The 20,045-nt window shown below is 67.7% G+C and carries 15 protein-coding genes; 4 read left to right on the top strand and 11 right to left on the bottom strand.

What is annotated here, in order from left to right; genetic code table 11:
• Window positions 1-34 precede the first annotated feature (34 nt).
• The 5 genes from FY251_RS06575 to FY251_RS06555 all read right to left on the bottom strand — a co-directional run bounded on the left by FY251_RS06575 (window position 35) and on the right by FY251_RS06555 (window position 7,078).
• The gene (locus FY251_RS06575; RefSeq protein WP_148413997.1) at window positions 35-1,642 is read right to left on the bottom strand and encodes a hydantoinase B/oxoprolinase family protein; all 1,608 of its coding nucleotides are present in this window, start codon (window positions 1,640-1,642) and stop codon (window positions 35-37) included.
• Window positions 1,639-3,654: a hydantoinase/oxoprolinase family protein gene (locus tag FY251_RS06570; RefSeq protein ID WP_148413996.1), complete on the bottom strand. Its 2,016-nt coding sequence runs from the start codon at window positions 3,652-3,654 to the stop codon at window positions 1,639-1,641. The genes FY251_RS06575 and FY251_RS06570 overlap by 4 nt, the downstream gene beginning before the upstream one ends.
• Window positions 3,654-4,871, bottom strand: a complete 1,218-nt coding sequence (locus FY251_RS06565) for an Nramp family divalent metal transporter (protein ID WP_148413995.1) — start codon at window positions 4,869-4,871, stop codon at window positions 3,654-3,656. Before FY251_RS06565 ends, FY251_RS06570 begins: the two co-directional genes overlap by 1 nt.
• A 184-nt stretch (window positions 4,872-5,055) precedes the next feature.
• Window positions 5,056-5,601, bottom strand: a complete 546-nt coding sequence (locus FY251_RS06560) for a ribbon-helix-helix protein, CopG family (protein ID WP_089780811.1) — start codon at window positions 5,599-5,601, stop codon at window positions 5,056-5,058.
• A 187-nt stretch (window positions 5,602-5,788) separates the two neighbouring features.
• Window positions 5,789-7,078: an ABC transporter substrate-binding protein gene (locus FY251_RS06555; protein ID WP_148413994.1), complete on the bottom strand. Its 1,290-nt coding sequence runs from the start codon at window positions 7,076-7,078 to the stop codon at window positions 5,789-5,791.
• 110 nt (window positions 7,079-7,188) lie between these two features.
• On the opposite strand from FY251_RS06555, the gene FY251_RS06550 reads away from it, so the two are divergent.
• Both FY251_RS06550 and FY251_RS06545 read left to right on the top strand, forming a co-directional pair.
• Entirely contained in the window at window positions 7,189-7,788 is a 600-nt protein-coding gene (locus FY251_RS06550) for a TetR/AcrR family transcriptional regulator (RefSeq protein WP_148413993.1), read from the top strand.
• Window positions 7,789-7,851: 63 nt separating this feature from the next.
• Window positions 7,852-8,796 carry a DUF1028 domain-containing protein gene (locus FY251_RS06545; RefSeq protein WP_148413992.1) on the top strand — a complete coding sequence of 315 codons (945 nt, stop codon included), beginning with the start codon at window positions 7,852-7,854 and terminating at the stop codon, window positions 8,794-8,796.
• A 118-nt stretch (window positions 8,797-8,914) separates the two neighbouring features.
• Here the strand turns inward: FY251_RS06545 and FY251_RS06540 are convergent, their stop codons facing one another.
• The 4 genes from FY251_RS06540 to FY251_RS06525 form a co-directional block, all read right to left on the bottom strand.
• Entirely contained in the window at window positions 8,915-9,403 is a 489-nt protein-coding gene (locus tag FY251_RS06540) for a DoxX family protein (protein ID WP_148414233.1), read from the bottom strand.
• A gap of 145 nt (window positions 9,404-9,548) precedes the next feature.
• The gene (locus FY251_RS06535) at window positions 9,549-10,136 is read right to left on the bottom strand and encodes a nitrous oxide reductase accessory protein NosL (RefSeq protein WP_148413991.1); all 588 of its coding nucleotides are present in this window, start codon (window positions 10,134-10,136) and stop codon (window positions 9,549-9,551) included.
• A 162-nt stretch (window positions 10,137-10,298) separates the two neighbouring features.
• Window positions 10,299-12,995, bottom strand: a complete 2,697-nt coding sequence (locus FY251_RS06530) for a PAS domain-containing sensor histidine kinase (RefSeq protein WP_148413990.1) — start codon at window positions 12,993-12,995, stop codon at window positions 10,299-10,301.
• A gap of 115 nt (window positions 12,996-13,110) precedes the next feature.
• The gene (locus tag FY251_RS06525) at window positions 13,111-14,727 is read right to left on the bottom strand and encodes a long-chain-fatty-acid--CoA ligase (RefSeq protein ID WP_148413989.1); all 1,617 of its coding nucleotides are present in this window, start codon (window positions 14,725-14,727) and stop codon (window positions 13,111-13,113) included.
• Window positions 14,728-14,919: 192 nt separating this feature from the next.
• Between FY251_RS06525 and FY251_RS06520 the strand changes: the two genes are divergently transcribed.
• Entirely contained in the window at window positions 14,920-16,446 is a 1,527-nt protein-coding gene (locus FY251_RS06520) for a cobyric acid synthase (RefSeq protein WP_148413988.1), read from the top strand.
• Window positions 16,447-16,491: 45 nt separating this feature from the next.
• Here FY251_RS06520 and FY251_RS06515 read toward each other — a convergent pair whose 3' ends face one another.
• A complete protein-coding gene (locus FY251_RS06515) occupies window positions 16,492-17,655 on the bottom strand; it encodes an MFS transporter (RefSeq protein WP_148413987.1) in 1,164 nt (387 codons plus the stop codon).
• A gap of 399 nt (window positions 17,656-18,054) precedes the next feature.
• Here FY251_RS06515 and FY251_RS06510 point away from each other — a divergent pair, with 399 nt between their 5' ends.
• Entirely contained in the window at window positions 18,055-18,711 is a 657-nt protein-coding gene (locus FY251_RS06510) for a lactate utilization protein (RefSeq protein WP_148413986.1), read from the top strand.
• Between the two features lie 325 nt (window positions 18,712-19,036).
• On the opposite strand, the gene FY251_RS06505 is transcribed toward FY251_RS06510, so the two are convergent.
• Window positions 19,037-19,708, bottom strand: coding sequence for a hypothetical protein (locus tag FY251_RS06505; protein ID WP_148413985.1), 672 nt, complete (start codon window positions 19,706-19,708; stop codon window positions 19,037-19,039).
• Window positions 19,709-20,045 lie beyond the last annotated feature (337 nt).

The raw sequence follows: 20,045 nt of genomic DNA, 5'->3' as shown, positions 1-20,045 counted from the left end.
TTGTGGACCGTGTAGACCGAGATGACGGTCGACGCTACTCCGCCTTGCCGTCCTCGCGGTCCAGTCGGGCGGCGTCGGCGTCGCGGTCGGCGGGGTCGCCGTAGCCGCCGCCACCCGGCGTCCGGACCGTGACGGTCGTGCCGGCGGGCACGTCGCGGGTCGTCTTCGACGGGACCGCCTCGCCGTCGACGAGGTTCTGTCCGGTCGCTCCGTCCTCGCCGCCGGCGATGCCGCGGGGGGCGACCCGCCGGCGTTCGGTGAGAAGCGAGACGGTCGCGTCGGCCTCGACGGTGACCGACCGGACGATGCCGAGGCCGCCGCGGAACTCGCCGCGGCCGCCGCTTCCCTCGCGGAGGCCGTACGCCTCGACGAAAAGCGGGTACTCGGCCTCCAGCGCCTCGACCGGCGTGTTGAGCGTGTTGGTCATCCCGACCTGCACGCCGTCCATGCCGTCGCCGCCCGCGCGGCCGCCGAAGCCGCCGCCGATGGTCTCGTAGTAGGTGAAGCCGTCCGACCCGCCGACGCGACTGCCGATGGTCAGGTTGTTCATCGTCCCCTGTCCCTGCGCGGGGACGCGCTCGGGGGCCGCGTCGGCGAGCGCGGCGAACACCACGTCGGTCACGCGCTGGCTGGTCTCGACGTTGCCGCCGACGACCGCCGCGGGGGCGTCGGGGTTGAGGAGCGACCCCTCGGGAACCGCGACCGAGATGGGGTCGTAACAGCCCTGATTCGGCGGGATTTCGGGGTCGGTGACGCAGCGAACGACGAAGTACACCGCGCTCTTTGCGACCGCGAGCGGGGCGTTGACGTTGCCGGCGACCTGGTCGGCCGTGCCGTCGAAGTCGAACGCGACGGCGTCGCCGTCGACCGTCGCGGTCACCTCGATGGGGATGTCGTCGTCGGTCACGCCGTCGCCTTCGAGCACGTCGCGGGCGCGGTACTCGCCGTCGGGCAGGTCGCGCAGTTCCGCGGTGACGCGGTTCCGGGAGTAGTCCATCACGGCGTCGAACGCCGCGAGGACGCGGGCTCGACCGTGTTCCGCCACGAGGTCGGCCAGTCGCTCCTCGGCGCGCTCGTTCGCCGCGAGTTGCGCGCGGATGTCGGCGCGGCGCTCGCCGGGGTTGCGGACGTTGGCGAGGAGGAGCGACAGCACGTCGTCGTTGGTCTCGCCGCCGGCGACGAGTCTGACCGGCGGGAGTCGAAGCCCCTCCTGATAGATTTCGCGCGCGCCGGCGGGCATGCTGCCGGGCGTCATCCCGCCCACGTCGGCGTGGTGCGCCCGCGAGACGGCGTATCCGAGCACCTCGCCGTCGACCGCGAGCGGCGACACCATCGTCACGTCGGGGAGGTGCGTGCCGCCCTCGAAGGGGTCGTTGAGGACGAACACGTCGCCGGGTTCCGGGTCGTAGTCGAGGACCGTGTCGACGGCCTCGGGCATCGCGCCGAGGTGGACCGGGATGTGTTCGGCCTGCGCGACGAGGCGGCCGTCGGCGTCGAACAGCGCCGTCGAGCAGTCGCGGCGCTCCTTGATGTTCGGCGAGTACGACGAGGTGATGAGCACCTGCCCCATCTCCTCGGCGACGCTCTCGAACTGGTTGCGCATGATTTCGAGCGTCACGGGGTCGACCTCGCGGTCGCTCATTCGCCGTCACCCCCGCTGGTGAGGACGAGCGTCCCGTCGGCCCCGACCGTCCCGCCCCACGCCGGCGGCACGACGACGGTGCTCTCGTGCTGTTCGAGGATGGCCGGCCCCTCGACGGTCGCCCCGGCTCCGAGGCCGTCGCGGTCGTAGACGGGCGTCTCGCGGAACGCGCCGTCGAAGAACGCCTCGCGGGTGCCCTTGCGAGCGTCGCCGCCGCCGCGGTAGGTCACGTCGAGGGAGTCGCGCTCGACCACGGCGGTCGCCCGGACGTTGACGAGTTCGACCGGGTCGTCGAGGCGGTAGCCGTAGGCGCTCTCGTGTGCCTCGTGGAACCGCGCCTCGACCGCCTCGGCGTCGAACGCCTCGCCGACGGGGACGGTCAGTTCGAAGCTCTGGCCGACGTACCTGAGGTCGGCGGCGCGTCGGACCGTCGCCTCGTCGGGGTCGGCCACGTCGTCGAGCGTGTCGGCTTCGAGGTCGGCGTAGGCGGCGTCGACTGACTCGGCGTCGAGGCCGGAAAGCGGGCGGCGGAGCGTCCGCACCGAGTCGTGTTGCTGGTCGGCCGCGAGCAGGCCGTACGCCGAGAGGACGCCGCAGGCCCGCGGGACCACCACGGTCTCGATGTCGAGGCCCTCGGCGAGGGCGGCGGCGTGCATCGGACCGGCACCGCCGAAGGCGACGAGGCCGAACTGCCGCGGGTCGTGACCGCGCTCGACGGTCACGGCGCGAATCGCCCGCGTCATGTTGGCGTTGGCGACGCGGTAGACGCCGCGGGCGGCCGCGAGCGCGTCGTCCAGACCGGCGTCGTCGGCGAGTCGGGAGAGCGCGTCGCGGGCGGCGTCCACGTCGAGCGAGAGTTCGCCGCCGAGAGCGGAACTGCCGCCGATGTAGCCGAGGACGACGTTCGCGTCGGTCACGGTCGGGTCGGTCCCGCCGCGGCCGTAGCAGGCCGGGCCGGGGTTCGCGCCCGACGAGCGCGGCCCGACCCGGAGCGCGTCGCCCGAGTCGACCCACGCGATAGAACCGCCGCCCGCGCCGACGGTGTTCACGTCCACCATCGGCGTCTTGATGGGCCGGCCGTTGATTTCGGCGTCGGTGGTCCGCTCGACCTCGCCGTCGCGGACGAGGCTCACGTCGCTGGAGGTGCCGCCCATGTCGAAGGTGACGAGGCCGGCGAGGTCGTCGCCGGACCCGGTCGCGGTCTCCGCCGCGCCGACGACGCCCGCGGCCGGCCCGGACATCGTGGTCGTCACGGCGTGCTCGCGCACCGTCGAGGCCGGGGCGATGCCGCCGTTGGCCTGCATGATGTTGGGGACCGGGACGCCGAGGTCCGCGGCCCGCGATTCGAGGCGGCCGAGGTAGCTGTCGATTGCGGGCGTCACGTAGGCGTCGACCGCGGTGGTCGAGGTGCGCTCGAACTCGCGGAACTCGGCGAGCACCTCGTGGGACGCCGACACCGGCGCGTCGAGCTCCTCGCGGAGCACGTCGGCGACGACGCGCTCGTTTTCGGGGTGCTGGTAGGCGTGCAGGAGCGAGACGGCGACGCTCTCCGCGCCGGCGTCGCGGATGTCGTCGGCGAGTTCGCGGACCGCCGACTCGTCGACTTCGGTCTGAATGCCCTCGACGGTCGCCCGCTCTGTCACCTCGAACCGGCGGCGGCGCGGGACGAGCGGGTCGGGCTTGTCGGCGGTCACGTCGTAGAGGTCGGGGCGGGCCTGTCGGCCGATTTCGAGCACGTCGCGGAACCCCTCGGTGGTGACGAGCGCGGTCGTCGCGCCGTCGTCTTCGAGGAGCGCGTTGACCGAGACGGTCATCGCGTGGGTGAACGCGTCCACCTCGGCGGGGTCGATGCCGGCGTCGTCGCAGGCCTTCTCGATGCCGCGGACGACGCCGACGCTCTGGTCGTCCGTGCTCGGGACCTTCGCGGTGACGAGCCGTCCCTCGGGGGTCAAAAGCGCCACGTCGGTGAAGGTGCCGCCGACGTCGACGCCGATGCGGGTTTCTGCGTCCATCAGAACACCCCCATATCGGCGGCGACCGTATAGAGGGTTCGGAGACCGAGCCAGACGACGACGAGCGTCACCAGCCCGCCGACGACGTTCTGAAGCGTGGAGTTGGCGTACGACCCGAGGATGTCGCGGTCGTTCATCACGTAGATGAGGAAGACGGCGACGATGGGAAGCAGGACGCCGTTTGCGACCTGCGCGAAGACAATGGCCTGCACGGGGCTGTAGCCGACCGCGGAGAAGACGATGCCGACGAGCAGAATCGAGCCCCAGACGGCGCGGAACTTCGTGGACTGGAGGTCGGTGTCCCAGCCGAGCGCCCCCGCCGTCGCGTACGCGCCGGCCAGCGGGGCGGTCGTCGCGCTGGTGAAGCCCGCGGCGAACAGCCCGATGCCGAAGAACACCTTCGCCTGCGTGCCGACGAGGGGTTCGAGCTGTTCGGCCATCGTGCTCACGTTCCGGATGTTCGTCCCGACGGGGAACGCCGCCGCGGCGGTGACGAGAATCGAGATGGTGATGAAGCCGCCGAGGACGATAGACAGGACCGTGTCGGCCCGCGACTCGTTCAACTCCTCGGGGCCGGCCCACCGCTCTTGGACGCTCCCGGCGTGGAGAAAGAGGTTGTAGCCGACGACGGTCGTCCCGATGAGGCCGGTGATGAGGAACGCCGACCCCTCCGGAACGCTCGGGACGAACCCGCGGGCGAGCGCGCCGAGGTCGGGGCCGATGAGGACGGCGTCGATGAGGAAGGAGACGGCCATGACGGAGACGAGGCCGACGAGCGCTTTCTCGATGAGTTCGTACTTGCCGGACCACAGGAGGACGCCGGCGATGAGCCCCATCGCGGGCCCCCAGAGGTTGGCGCTGATTCCGGTCAGGCCCTCCAACCCGGCCGCGCCGCCGAGGATGTTCCCGGTCTCGTAGGCGGCCGTGCCGATGCCGATGGCGCTCACGACGAGGGCGATGCTCAGCCCCGACAGCGCGGGGCTGTCGAACTGCTCGCGGAGCGCCTCGCCGAGCCCCTCGCGGGAGACGAGGCCGAGTCGGGCGCTCATCTCCTGTAAGACGATAGTGGCGACTATCGAGAAGGCGATAGTCCAGACGAGCGCGTAGCCGAATCGCGCGCCCGTCACGCTCGCGGTCGTGACCGTTCCGGGGCCGATGAACGCGGCGGCGACCATCGCGCCCGGGCCGATAGATTTCAGACGTTCGATGAAGTTCATGGTTCTCCCTGTGAGGTGAATTGACGTATCAAACTCTGGTTGATAAATCCCGGTTGAGAACGCCGTGTACGGCGGGGAGAGCGCGTATGAAGGAGTATGAACGTGTGTGAATCAGCGGCGGGTCCGGACCGGCGACTGGTTCGGGAGACCGGCGTCCGGTTCGGGTCCGCGCCGGACGCGACCCTCACCGAACCTCGGTGAGAAGCACCTTCGAGACGCCCGCTTCGACCTCGATGTCGAACGGGGATTGCTCGGTGCTCAGCGCGATGAATCGCGACATGAACCACTTGACAGACTCGGTGGGGAAGACGACGTGGAAGGTGTCGCCCTCGGAGGCGCGGACCGTGAGAAAGCCGCAGAACGACAGCCAGTCGAGGAGTTCCCCCAGCGACTCGAACCGGTCGCGGTACTCGTGGGCGTGGAACGCCGCGACCCGGTCGACGGCGTCGAGGAACTCCGGGTCCGGGTCGCCGTCGGCGTCCTCCACGTAGTCGAGAAACGTGTGCAGGAAGTCCACGTCGAGGAGGACGTGCTCGCCGCTCGACAGCATCTGGTGGTAGGCTTCGAGGTTCGGGCCGGCGTCGGTCGTCGCCGCCTCGAAGTTGGCCGCGTAGAAGACGAGCGCCTCGCGGACGAGTTCGCTCTGCGCCTTGTCGGTCCGACCGGCGAGGCCGTCGAGCGCCGACTGGGCGTCCTCGTCGAGCGACACCGTGATGCGATTCGTAACCATGAGTGTCTAACTCTCGGAGGCGTTCTTAAGCGATGTGCAGACGGTCGCCGCGAGCCCCGAACGGGTTACGAACCGGGAACGGTCGTCCACAAAGTGTGAAATGTGTAGAAATTGTAAGCGGTGCGGGCGTCAGTCGTCGCTTCGCTGTCGCCGGGCGGACGGGCCGTAGCCGTCGCTCGGCCGACGGTCAGAACTCGCCGGCGACGATGTCGGCGACGCGGTCGCGGTCGAACAGCCGTTCGCCCGCCGGAATCTCGGGGTACGCTTCGCCATCGCCGTAGCCGGGCCACGCGCCGAACCGGTCGGGGAAGAGCTGTTTGGCGGTCATCTCTAACTGGAACAGGTTCATAATCGGCCCCTGCATCCCGTTTCCGGACGGGAAGTACCGGCCGTCGCGGAACGCGGGCACCTCGTCCGCAAGTGGGTTCGAAAGCACCTCCTCGCGGTTCGAGCGGAACGAGTCGCCGAGCGCGGTCCCCCAGTACCGGAGGACGACGTCGGGCGCGGTCTCGACCATCGCCTCGTAGTCGTACGACCCGCCCGACCCGGTCTCGGCGTCGGTGGCCGCGAAGGCGTTCCGCATCCCGAACGGGCGGAGGTGCGCCCAGAGGTAGCCGTCCTGCGTGAAGTCGTACGGCCAGAACGTCCCGCCGGTGTCGGCGACGACCGCGAGCGACGGCCGCTCGGACGCCGGCGGGAGGTCCGCCCGTATCCGGGCGACGAGGTCGTCCCGGAGCGACTTGAACGCCCGGTAGCGCGCTTCCTCCCGGAACACCGCCGCGATGTAACCGAGATACTCCCAGAGTGTGTAGTGCTCGTAGCGGTCGCGGTAGGGCTCCGGCGGTTCGGCGTTCGTCCGGCTGTAGTAGTTGCCGAACCACGGACCCACGTCGGTCGCGATTGACGCCACTTCGTCTTCGGACCAATCGAAGGAGGCACTCCGGAGGAGAGCCGGGTCGAGGAAGTGAACGTCGCTATCCAGTTCGTAGAACAGCTCTCTGTCGAGGGCGTCCGGGTTCGACGCCGGGGTGACGCGGCCGAGGACCTCCCACTCGAAGTCCACGCCGTCGAGCGCGTCGTAGTAGTAGTCGACCGTGTTGCCGAACAGTTCCTTGTCGTAGCCGATACCGGTGATAGCGTCGCCGTGGCCGAAGGCGACCGCCGCGTCGGCCGAGACCGGGTAGTAGGTCAGGGCGCGTTCCGGCACGGCGTCGAACTCGACCCCACCGACTGGGGCCATCGACACCGAATACGGACTATCGGTCGCCCCGTCTCCGGTTTCCGACTCGGTTTCCGCGGTCGATACCGCAGCCTCGGTCGCGGTCGAACCCACCGAGTCGCCTCCGAGTTCGGTCGCCGTCGAATCCGGCGAATCAGTCATGCAACCGGCGAGTAGTCCGCCGGCGGCGACCGCGCCACCGTGCTTGAGATACCGCCGCCGCGTCGGTTCGGGTCCGTGACTGTCGTCGTCTGCCATATTTTTAGGCTACCCTAAAAACGTAAAGGTGCTTCGGACGCTCGACTGTCACGGATCGCCGCCCGCGACGACCCGAAAGCGACACTTCCGTCCAACGAGAACCCCCTAGCATGACGCGGGACGGGCGCGCCGAGGAGTTGGAGCCGGCGAAGCGGCGAATCATGGAGGCGACGTACAGGGCGTTACAGAAACGCGGCTACGGCAACCTGACGACGCAGGACATCGCCGACGAGTTCGAGAACAGCAAGGCGCTCCTGTACTACCACTACGACGGGAAAGACGAGCTACTGGTCGACTTCCTCGACTACGTCCTCGCGGAGTTCCTCGACGGCCTCCCGCGGGGGGACCGAACACCGAGAGAGGAGCTCGAAGCGCTGGTCGACGCGCTCCTGCCCGAGACGCTCTCCGAGGAGGCCTATCGGCTCCAACTGTCGATGTTCGAACTGCGGATGAACGCCCGGCACGACGAGGACTACCGCGAGGAGTACCGCCACATCGACGCCGAACTGACGGCGCACCTTCGGGACATCCTCGTCCGCGGAATCGAGGCCGGCGAGTTCGAGGCGGTCGACCCCGACGCCGAGGCCGAACTGTTCCTCTCGATTCTGACCGGGACGCGCGCCCGCCGGGTGACGGTGTTCGAGCCCGACGAGTCAATCGAGTCGCTCCGGGCGGCAATCGACTCGCACATCGACCGTATCTCGGCGTGACCGAGCGGGCGCTCCGCCCGGTCACCTGAACCCTTATTCGCCCGGCGTCCGTCGGTTCCGACCATGACACCGCGACCGTCGACCTTCTCCGTCGTCGCCCGCGACCCCGAACAGGACGCCGTCGGCGTGGCCGTCCAGTCGAAGTTCGTGAGCGTCGGCTCCGTCGTCCCGTTCGTCAGCGCGGACGCCGGCGCAATCGCCACCCAGAGCTTCGCGAACGTCGCCTACGGTCCCGACGGATTAGACCTCCTGCGCGAGGGACGCTCGGCCGAGGAAGTCGTCGCCCAACTGACCGACGCCGACGACGAGGCCCCGAGCAGGCAGGTCGGCGTCGTGGGGGCCGACGGGAGCGTCGCGGCCTTCACCGGCGACGACTGTTTCGACGTGGCCGGCGACATCCAAGGGGAGCACTACACCGTCCAGGGGAACATCCTCGAAAACGAGGCGACGCTCGACGCGATGGCCGAGGCGTTCGAGACGACCGACGGCGGGCTCCCGGAACGCCTGCTCGCGGCGCTCCACGCCGGCAACGACGCCGGCGGCGACAAGCGCGGCGAGCAGTCCGCGGCGATGTACATCGCCAAGCCCGAGGGGGGCTACGACGGCGGCAACGACCGCTGGGTCGACGTGCGCGTCGACGACCACGACCGCCCGATAGACGAGCTCGAACGCGTGTTCAAGCTGTACGACATCACGCTCTTGGAGCGCGAATCGCCCGCGGAGACTCGGTCGCTGTCGGGCGAGACGGCCGAGGCGGTGCTCGAAACGCTCTCCGAACTCGGCTTCTACGACGGGACGCCGAGCGACGAGTTCGACGACGAGGCCGCGGAGGCGCTCGAATCGTTCCGAGGCATGAACAACTTCGAGAACCACTCGCGTTCCGTCCTCGAAGACGCCATCGCCCGCGGCTGGGACGACGCTGATGGCGACTCGACGGGCGAACTCGACGGAGAAGCGCGACTCACCGAGGCGATTTGGCGGGGGCTCAGCAGACTCGATAGGAAGTAATCGGAGAAAATCAGTCTCGTCGTTCGCCGTGTTCGTTCGCCGAAGCGCGCCGGGTGCGGTGGCGTTGGTGGGTCACCGCGGCGCACCGACAGGGCCGCGCGGGGGAAGGATGTCCCGCTCAGCCGAGGAGGTACTTGAGCGCGGGGCGCTGTCGGACGAACTCCATCTTCTCGATGATGGCGTCGAGGCCGAGGATGCGGCCCGCCGCGAGCGTCCCGACGATGGCGAACATCATCAGGCCGAACAGGTCGCCGTTGACCACGCCGTGGGCCCAGTCGGCGTTCCCGAGGTAGAAGAACACCATCAGGATACCGCCGAAGAAGGCGGCGAGCCGGACGAGTGCACCCACGAGGAGTCCGAGACCGATGAGGGTCTCACCCCACGGAATCATGAAGTTCGTGAGGTCGAGGAGCCACGGGGTCGCGGCGGCCCACGCGAAGAAGCCCTGCAGCGGCGAGGCTGCGGGGGCGTTCGCGAGGTAGCCCGCGGCGCTGAACGGCTCGCCGACGATCTTCGTCACGCCGGCGTGGAAGAACCAGTAGCCGGTGATGAGGCGAGTCAGCACGAGCACGTAGCCCGTGACGCCCTGCGAGTAGTCGAAGTCCATTCTGTTCCCCAGCATCTCGATTTGTGAGTTAGCGGCCATTGTCTTTCACCTAACAAGTGAACCGACGACCGCCGAGAGCATATAAAGGGGGCGTGATTTCCGAATCTAAGGAATCGAGAACGACCGAAAAAGGGAGTCTGAGCCCTCAGCGCCGGGCGATGAGGTCGCGAGATATCTCGTCGCGCTCGTAGACAGTTCCGTCGTGCGCGTCGGCGAAGGCCTCGGCGTCGCCATCGTCGGAAAACGGGACGAAGTCGCGGCCCATCGACCCGTTGACCTCGGTGCCGACGACGTAGACGAGATCGTCCATCGGCGCGAACGCGTCGGCGTCGAGGTGCGCGGAGATGAACGTCTTCCCGCCGTCGTCGAACAGGTCGTACTCGACGGAACTGTAGTCCGTGAGGTAGCCGCCGGCGCGATTCCAGCCGTCGTCCTCGCGGTCCAGCGCGTAGGAAAGCGTCTCCCAAGCGCTACCGAACCGCGCCGGATTGTCGTGGCCCTCGGGGCTGTGGTCGGCGTAGAACAGTTGCCCGGCGGGGCCGGGGTGCTGGTCGATGACCATCCCGCAGGCGTCGCACTGTTCGCCGCCGGTCAACGCGATGGCCTCGGGAACGTCGCCGCCGCCGTCGGTTCCGCTGCCGCCCAGACACCCCGCCGTGGCGGCGACGCCAGCGGCACCGACAGCGGACAACACGGTCCGACGAGCGACGGTTCGGTCGCAGTCGTGGCACATACGCCAAGCTAGTCGGGGGGCGCTCAAATGGTGATTGGTGCGGAAAGCGAACCGAGCGCGGCATCGTGCGGCCGAGTCGTCACTTTCCGGCCGAATCGAGAGCGCCGTGACTCGGCACGGCCGGTATCGGGGACGCGCCCTCGGTGACAGATACCGTGTGTGTCACTCGTCGGTCTCCGCCGACCCGGTCGCCGCCCGCCCGGGTTGGGTCACGAACTCGAACCGCGCGCCGCCCTCGGCCGACTCGCCGAGCGAGACGGACCAGCCGTGGGCGTCGGCGATGTCGTCGACGATGGCGAGGCCGTAGCCGGTTCCCCGCGGCGTCGTGGTGTAGCCGTGGTCGAACACCCGCTCGCGGATGTTCTCGGGGATTCCGACGCCGTTGTCCGCGACGTAGAAGCCGGTGCGGTCGTCGAGCGAGCCGACGCGGACGGTGAGCGGTTCGTCGGGGGGCGTGCCGTGTTCTACGGCGTCGTCGGGAGAATCCCGACTGCCCGTGGAACCGTGTTCCACGGCGTCACCGGGAGAGTCCCGTCGGTCTGTAGAACCATGTTCTACAGCATTCCGAAACAGGTTCTCGAAGAGCCTGAGCAGGCGGCCGTCGTCGCCGTCGACGACGAACAGTTCCTCGCGGACGAGCGTCGCGTCCCCGGTGTCGACGAAGCGCCACGCGTGGTCGACGACGCGCGCGAGGTCGACGGGCGTGGCGTCGAGCACGGGCGTCCGCTGGCGGGCGAGGTCGAGGACCTCCTCGACCAGTTTGGACATCCGGTCGACGGCGTTGGCGGCGCGTTCGAGGTGTTCTCGGTCGCCGGACTCCATCCCGAGGTCGAGGTAGCCGGTGGCGACAGCGAGCGGGTTACGGAGGTCGTGGGCGACGATGGAGACGAAGTCGTCGAGCCGCTCGTTGGCCGCCGCGAGGTCCGCCTCGCGGTTGCGAAGCTCCTGTTCGCGGACGGTTCCCGAGAGCGCGGAGGTGACCGTCGACCCGAGGAGTTCGAGCAGGTCCTCGTCGACGTCGAGGAACGCGTCGGCGGTCGAGACGACGAGGAGGCCGTGGCTCCCGAGCGGGACGCGCAGGACCGCCGCCGCGTCGGATTCGGGGGGAAGAAGCCGGTCGTCGACCGCCGCCGCGTCGACCCGGGTGACGGTCTCGGACTCGAAGCCGCCCGGAGACGTCTCGATTCGCGCCTCCGAGTCGAACTGGCCCGCGGTCGAGGCGGCCGGCGACAGGGAGCCGCGGTCGTCGGCGAGCCAGATGGCGGCCTCGGCGTCGGTCACGAGTTCGGGGACGGCGTCGGCCGCGAGCGCCGCGACCTCCTCGACGCTCTCGGTGAGGATGAAGTCCTGCGTGACCGCTTGCAGGGACCGGAGGCCGTCTTCGAGCCGCGCGCGGTTGGTGACGTCGATGGCGACGCCGAGGAGCTCCGACACCTCGCCGTCGTCGTCGAAGACGGGGCGGTACCAGGCGTCGTAAATCGCGCCGCGGTACTCGATTCTGGTGTCGACCGCCTCGCCCGACAGGCCGCGGGCGATGGCGTCGGTGGCCGCGGGCGTGTCGTCGTACAGGTCGAAGGCGGACTGGCCGACCACCTCGCCGGGGTCGCGGCCGAGCGACGCCAGCCCCGCGCCCTCCGACATGGTGAACACGCCCTCGGCGTCGAACGCCGAGAGGATGACCGGCAGGTTCTGCAACACCGTTTCGAGGCGCTGGTTGGTCGATTCGAGCGCCTGAAGGTAGCGCTTCCGCGTCGTCACGTCGCGGAAGTAGACCGACAGTCCCGACGGCGAGGGGTACGCCCGGACCTCGAACCAGCCGTCGTACGGTTCGGAGAAAATCTCGAACGTCACCGGCTCCTGGGTCCGCATCGCCTCGTGGTACTTCTCGTACAGTACGGTGTCGTCGGGCGACGGGAGCAGGTCCCAGATGCGCTCGCCGAGGTCGGGCTCTCGCACCTCGCCGAAGACGTCTCGCGCGCGGTCGTTGAGGTAGACGAACCGCCAGTCGGTGTCCAGGGCGAAGAAGGCGTCCGTCATGCGTTCGAGCAGTTCGCCGCGCTGGGTGGTGGCGACCTCGCGGTCGGTCACGTCCCGCGGGATGCCGACGACGCCGGTCACTCGCTCGCCGTCGCCGGCCGGAGACAGCGAGAGTTCGAACAGCCGCGGGTCGCCGTCGGCGTCGACGAACCGAACGTCGAGGCGCTCGGTGACGCCCGCCGAGAGCACACGCGAGACGGCGTCGCGGTAGCGCTCGTACTCGTCGGCGGGGAACAGGCCGGCGTCGACGAGCGACTCGAACTGCTCGCCGCGGAGCGCCTCGGAGGCGCGCCCCGTTATCTCCTCGATTCGTGGGTTCACGTACTCGACGCGGCGGTCCTCGTCGAGGACGAACGCGCCGTCTTCCATCGCCTCGACGACGACGCGGTAGCTTTTGGTCTCGGGGCGGCGGCCGATTTCGTCCCGGTCGGAGAGCGACCGGACCGACTCGACGAGCGCCGCGTGGGAGTCGTCGGCGTCGTCGCGGACCAGATAGTCGTCGACGCCGACCGAGGCCGCACGAGCGGCGAACGCCTCGTTTCCGGCGGCGGCGTAGACGACCACCGGGAACCCGGCGGGGGAGTCGTCCGGCGAGGCGAGCGCGTCGAGTTCGAGACCGTCGGGGAGGTCCGCGGCGGCGACGAGACAAGAGACGGACCGGTCGGCGAGCGCCGCGCGCGCGGCGGCGGCGCTCTCGGCGCGCTCGACCGGACGCTCGAAGGCGTCCCGGAGCGCCGAGACGACCGGATCGGAGACAACGCCGTCGGCCGCGACGTAGAGAATCGCGCCGGCGGCGGTGCCCCCTGAACTCGGGGGAGACATGTTAGATTGGAGATATTCAGAGAGCCAATAATATCTTGCGGGCGAACGGTCGGGGTTTCGAGGGACGGGAGTCGAAGACGGCCGGGCGAGCGAGTGGTCGGCGTGCCGTCGCGGGCTACCCCTGTCCGACCATTCGCTCTTCGTCGTCCCACTCGCGCTTGCGGAGTTCGTACTTCTGAATCTTGCCGGTCGCGGTCTTGGGGATTTCCTCGACGAACTCGAACTCGCGGATGGCCTTGTAGCCGGCGAGGCGGTCGCGGGTGTACTCGGTCAGTTCCTCGGCGGTGACGCCGGGGTTCTCCACGTCGCCGTTGGCGGGGACGACGAACGCCTTGGGCGTCTCGCCCCACTTCTCGGACGGCGCGGGGATGACCGCCACGTCGCCGACGGCGTCGTGGTCGAACAGCGCGTCCTCCAGTTCGACCGAGGAGATGTTCTCGCCGCCCGAGATGATGATGTCCTTCTTGCGGTCCTGAATCGCTATCATCCCGTCCTCGTTGACGACCGCGAGGTCGCCGGTGTGGTACCAGCCTTCGAGGCGGTCGTTGAACGCGTCGTGGGTCTCGTCGGGCTTGTTCCAGTACTTCTCCATCACCTGGTTGCCGCGGACGACCACCTCGCCGATGGTGGCGTCGTCGCGCGGGACCGGTTCGCCGTCGTCGTCGACGACGCGTAGGTCGGTCCCGAGCGGGGCGACGCCCTGCCGCTGTTTGAGCGAGAAGCGCAGGCCGCCCTCGTCGGGGATGAGCCGGTTCGCGTCCGAGGTGGCGATGAGCGGGCCGGTCTCGGTCGCGCCGTACAGTTGGGTGAACTCCCAGCCGAACTCCGATTCGGTGTGGCGAATCGTCGCGCTCGGGGCGGCGCTCCCGGCGGCGGTCACGCGGACCGGGTTGTCGCCGGCGTACGCCGGGTCGTGTGCCTCGGCGTACTCCCGGAGGATGGACAGCACGGTCGGCGCGCAGCAGAAAAAGGACACGTCCTCGGTGGCGATGGCGTCGAACACCCGCTCGGCGTCGACCCCGCGGGTGCAGACGTGCTTCGCGCCGCGGCCGGTGACGGCGTAGATGTGGCCCCAGCCGTTGACGTGGAACATCGGGAGCGTCCACAGATACACGTCGTCGTCGGCGATGTGGTGGTGAATCGTCACCAGTTGGGCGTGGAGCGACTCGGTGCGGTGGGTGCGGCAGACGCCCTTCGGGTCGCCGGTCGTCCCCGAGGTGTAGTTGATGGTGATGAGTTCGTCCTCGGACATCTCGGGGCGCTCGTAGCCGTCGGCGTCGGCCTCGTCGAGGAACGCCTCGAAGTCGAGCCAGTCGCCGTCGACGGCGGCGGGGTCGTTCGTCACGAACACCTCTGCGGGCACGTCGTCGCGGACGGCCTCGATTTTCCCCGCGAACTGGTAGTCGGCGTACACCACGGTCGCGCCGGAGTCAGAAAGCAGGTACTCGTAGTCCTCGGTCGTGAGCCGGTAGTTCAGCGGGACGTGGAGCGCGCCGCACTGCATCGCGCCGAAGGCCGCTTCGAGGTGACAGTGCGTGTTCGGGTCGAGCACCGCGACCCGGTCGCCCTTCTCGACGCCGCGGGATTGGAGCGCCGCCGAAAACCGGTCCACCCGCTCGCCGAACTCCGCGTAGGTGAAGCGCTCGCCGTCGACGCCGACGACGGCCTCGTAATCGCCGTAGTACGTCCGGGCCCGGTCGAGGAAGTCCGTCACGAGTAACTGTTTCTTCATTCATGATAGACCGAGCGGGCGAGCGAACTAAACGCACCACTTCCGGCAACATTTCACAGAATCGACGTGATCACCACAGTATGGCGGGGAAGGTCGTGGAGGGGGTCGAACGCGCCGCCGGACGCGGCGGGGCCGCGCCCGCCCGACGCCGAAACGAACACCTTTGAACCGCGCGGCCCTGACTCCCGGCAGATGACGACGCCGACCCTCCTCGTCGCCGGGACCGCGAGCCACGTTGGCAAGAGCACTGTCGCGGCCGGGCTCTGTCGCCTGTTCGCCGACCGCGGCCTCTCGGTCGCGCCGTTCAAGGCGCAGAACATGAGCAACAACGCCCGCGCGGTGGCGACCGTCGACGGCGACGATTTCGGCGAAATCGGCGTCTCGCAGTACGTACAGGCCCGCGCCGCGCGGGTCGCGCCGACGACCGACCACAACCCGGTGCTTCTCAAGCCCCACGGGGACGGCACCTCGCAACTGGTCGTCCACGGTCGGGCGGTCGGCCTCAACGCCGCGGGTGACTACTACGCGACCCACTGGGAGGACGCCCGCAAGGCGGCGGTCGAATCACACCGCCGACTGGCGAGCGAGGCGGACGTGGTCGTCGCCGAGGGAGCCGGCTCCATCGCCGAGATAAACCTCCACGACCGCGATTTGGCGAACGTCGAGACCGCCCGCTTCGCCGACGCCGACATCCTCCTCGCGGCCGATATCGAGCGCGGCGGCGTCTTCGCCAGCCTGCTGGGGACGCTCGAACTCCTCCCCGAGGACGTGCGCGACCGCGTCGTCGGCGCGGTCATCACGAAGTTCCGCGGCGACCCGAGCCTCCTCGAACCGGGGCTCGACGAAATCGAGGAGCGGACCGACGTGCCCGTCCTCGGCGTCCTCCCGTACGACGACCCCGGCCTCCCGGAGGAAGACAGCCTCGCGCTCCCCGCGGAAGGCGAGCGCGCCACCGTCGGCGACGACGACGGCGTCGCGGCCGAACACGCGGTCACAATCGGCGTGCCGCGACTCCCGCGCATCTCGAACGCGACGGACTTCGGCCCGCTGGCCGAGACGCCGGGCGTCCGGGTCGCCTACCTCCCGCTCGACGCGACGCTCGACGGGGTCGACGGGGTGGTCCTCCCCGGAAGCAAGAACACGGTCGACGACCTGCTCGCGCTCCGCGACGCCGGCTTCGGCGACGAACTCGCCGCCTTCGACGGCCCGGTCGTCGGCATCTGCGGCGGCTACCAACTGCTCGGCGAGACCATCGAGAACGCCGATATCGAGGGTTCGGGAGACGACGAGACGGTCGACGGGCTCGGCCTCCTGCCGGTGGTCACGCGCTTTTCCCGCGACAAGCGAGTCGAACCCGTCTCCGTCGAGTTCGACGGCGCTGGACCCTTGGCCGGCGCGGCGGGGACCGTCGAGGGATACGAGATACACATGGGCGACAGCCGCATCGTCGGCGACGCGGCCCCCATTTCGGGCGACGGCGCGGCGCTCGGGCGGGTCGCGGGCACGTACATTCACGACCTGTTCGCCAACGACTCGCCGCGGAACGCGTTCGTGGACGCCGCGTACGAGTCGGCCGGGCGCGACCGGCCGGGGACAGCGGGAGGCCCCGGAGCCGACGCGGACGTCGGCACGGCGGGCGACCCCTACGACCGCGCCGCCGCGCTCGTCGCCGACAACCTCGACGTGGCGGCGCTCTGTGACGGGCTCGGACTGGAGTGAGAGAGTCGCCGAAACGACGACGCGTGTCGTGCGTCCGCGCCTCGGTTAGTGGCCGGCGGCCGACCCGGCGTCGAGCGCGAACCGCCCGAACCGACCCACGAGGACGAGGGCACCGACGACGACGGTGAGCGCGCCGAGCAGGAACGGCACCGTCGCGCCGTAGTGCTGGCCGAGGTAGCCCGCCGTGATGGGTGCGAACGCGCCGCCGATAAAGCGGAGACTGTTGAACGCGCCCGAGGCGACCGACCGCCCGTGCGAGGAGATACCCATCGCCAGCGTCGTCAGGTTCGCGTTCAGGACGCCGCAGAAGAGTCCGCCGATGACGACAAGCGCGGCGAGCGACCCGGTGTCGCCGCCCGAGAGCCACATCAGACACAGCGTCGCCGCGAAGGCGACGAGCGCGCCGACGGTGACCTCGGGGGTGCCGAACACGCCGTTGAGACGCCCCGAGAGGACCGCGGACCCGACGATGACCAAGAGACCCCAGCCGAAGAACACGAGGCCGATTCGGAACGCGCCGAGACCGAGAACGAGCGGCGTGTACGCGAGGAGCGTGAAGAAGCCGAAGGTGTAGAGCAGTCCGACGACGGCGTTGGTCCGCACGCCCGCGTGGCGGAACGTCCCGAGCACGTCGCGGAGGCTCTGTCCGTGTTCCGACTCCGGTTCCTCGACAGTGAAGACGACGAACGCGAAGGCGACGACCATCAGGGCGCTCGCGCCCGCGAAGGGGAGCCGCCACGACTGCGCGCCCAGCACGCCGCCGAGGAGCGGGCCGCAGGCGATACCGAAGCCGAGGGCGGCCTCGTAGAGCGTAATCGCCCCTCTGGTGTTGGCGGCCACGCCGACGATGATGGCGAGCGCGGTCGTGGTGAAAAGCGCGTTACCGAGTCCCCAGAAGCCGCGGAGCACCGCGAGCGACTCGACAGTCGAGACGAGCGCGCACGCCCCCGCGAAGACGGCGACAGTAGCGAGGCCGAGGAGAAGCGTCCGTTTGCTCCCGATTCGCGTGGCGAGCGCGCCCGCAATCAGGTTCGCGAGGCCCATCACGAGCAGGTAGCTCGTAAACAGGAGTTCGACCATGAAGTGCGAGGCACCCAGTTCGCGGGCGATACTCGGAAGAATCGGATCGACGACGCCGATGCCGAGAAAGGAGACGAACGTCGCGACCGCCGTCGCGATGACGGCCGGGTGAAAATCTCGAAGACCCATACATCGTCGGAGTGCCACCCGACGGATTAAACTATCGGATATATTATAAGTATGTGTCTAACATACCGTGGTACGCTAGTCACAAACGTCACGGGCAAGACGTTGACGAAAAATCAGCCGGGAATAAAATAGTACATTATCATGACATATACGGCGACCAATCGTTCCGAAGCCATCGCGGGTGCAGAGCTATCGTCGTGGCCGGAACGCAGTCGTCGCTTCGGTGTCGGTCGAGAGACGCACGCGGGCAGCATGTATTCCCGGGTTCGATGCCGGTGTCAGCGAAGGCGGTAACACGCCCGTAACCACCTGACACCGCCGTCAGCGAGCGTTTAACACCCGACAGGCGCTACACACGTTCGTCGGAGCACCCACCGAACTCCACCACCACACTCACACATGTCTCAACAGAAATCCGACTACGCAGACGACGCCGACATCGACGCCGACCTCGACCGACTCCCCGAGGACGAGGCCGTCGAAGTGACCGTCGAGAACCTCGAAGCGAGCGGGTTCGACGTCGTCGTCGTCGACACGGCCGACGAGGCGCTCGAAACCCTGCGGTCGCACATCCCCGCCGGCGTCTCCGTGATGAACGGCCACTCGACCACGCTCGAAGAGATCGGGTTCGACGACTACCTCAGCGAGGGCGACCACGAGTGGGAGAGCCTGCCGGACCGGATTTGGAGCATCGACGACGACGCGGAGCGACAGGCCGCCCGCCGCGACTCCCAGACCGCCGACTACTTCCTCGGCGGCATCAACGCCATCTCGCAGACGGGCGACCTCGTCGCCGCGGACCTCTCGGGCAGTCGCATCGGCGCGTACCCCTTCGCCGCCAGCAACGTCGTCATCGTCAGCGGCGTCAACAAAATCGTCCCGACGCTCGACGACGCGCTCGACCGCCTCGAATCCGTCGCGTACCCCCTCGAAAACGAGCGCGCGAAGGAGGCCTACGGCGTCGAGTCGATGATTGCGAAGCAGCTCATCTTCCGACAGGAAGTCGAGGAGGGCCGCACCACCGTCGTCCTCATCCGCGAGCAACTGGGCTACTAAGTCCGACTCGCCTCCCCCCTCGACGCGTTCCCACGCTCCTCCGGGGAGCTTCCTGCGCCCGGACAATCCATCACCATCACCACCACCGCACCGGGCACACTACCACAATTCCCCCGGAATCCGCCGTTTTGCGGTCCCGCATTGTGAGCCGCGTCTGTCGCCGGCGAAGCGCCGGCTCGAACTGAATAGTTCTCGTGGCTCTGTTGAAATCCTTAGACTTTGACAGAATCCGCGTGACACAGACAGAGGGTGAGTTCAGCAATCCGCTATTCTTTGTTTCGCACAGAGATGGGTGAATAGACCGAGGATATTACGTGCGAGTTGGTCATCTGGGCGAACTGGAGGTCAGAGTGTTACCGAGAACGTATAGTGGAATTCCCAGCAGAATCCCGATAACGCCAAACGCAATGAATACGAGCGCTGCTGGACCTTGCACTCGCTCTGTCATTGGAATTGAGTTGACTAACGCAAGCACATATAACGAGAACACGAGTAGATGGGAGAGAATAATCGGCCTTCTACCACTCTGCTGAGAAATATGGCCCACAGGGAACATTGCTGCGAGTGGAAGGGACAAGTATAGCGAAATCTCGATACTATTGGAACCGAGGAGACGAAGAACTGCAGAGAATTGAAGTCCATTCGCAGCAAGGAGAGCGACCACAACTCCAACCAGCGATGCAAGCCAACATCCGATTTCAGAGAAGTATGGGTATCGCCGATGTACAAACGAAAATAATCCAAGAGTAAAGTAGACACCCCCAACTGAGAACAGCCACGGGGTTGAAGCTCTAATAAGAGGGACCAAAGAAGGATACAGTGGGTGTCCGAGGAAGTAGGCACCAATCACAAACACAGCGACACCAATTCGATTACTGTCGATACTTCGGTTTTGTAGCAACTTCCTCAGCAAGCGCTGTATGGCATAGAGAGATCCAGTAACGATAGCAACCGGAAAAACGACGAGCCAGATTAAATTAGAAAGAAGCACATCCATGAGTTAGACCACTAACAAACATTTGATAAGTTTTGTGGGAATGTCTTCCTTGATGTCTATCACTTCGTATCTCGTCAGATGAGGGTTGCCAGTAACCGACTCGCACGCTCTATTCAGCACGACCGCAGACACCTCACCAAATGCTGTCAGAAGTGTGTGACACAGACAGAGCGTGAATTCAGCACTCCATCTACATCCATTCAGAGGAAATTTCGAGGTGGGAGTCTGCACACTCTGTTCTACCAACAAACCTACAATCAAAACTGAAGTAGTGAGAATGTGCTACCGAACACCTCCGTTAAGTTGGCTCTCCTTGAAATTTCTATCTTGGTAGCAG

Source organism: Haloferax sp. KTX1 (genome assembly GCF_902410085.1).
Lineage (GTDB): Archaea > Halobacteriota > Halobacteria > Halobacteriales > Haloferacaceae > Haloferax > Haloferax massiliensis.
This window is presented reverse-complemented; position numbering and strand designations above follow the sequence as displayed.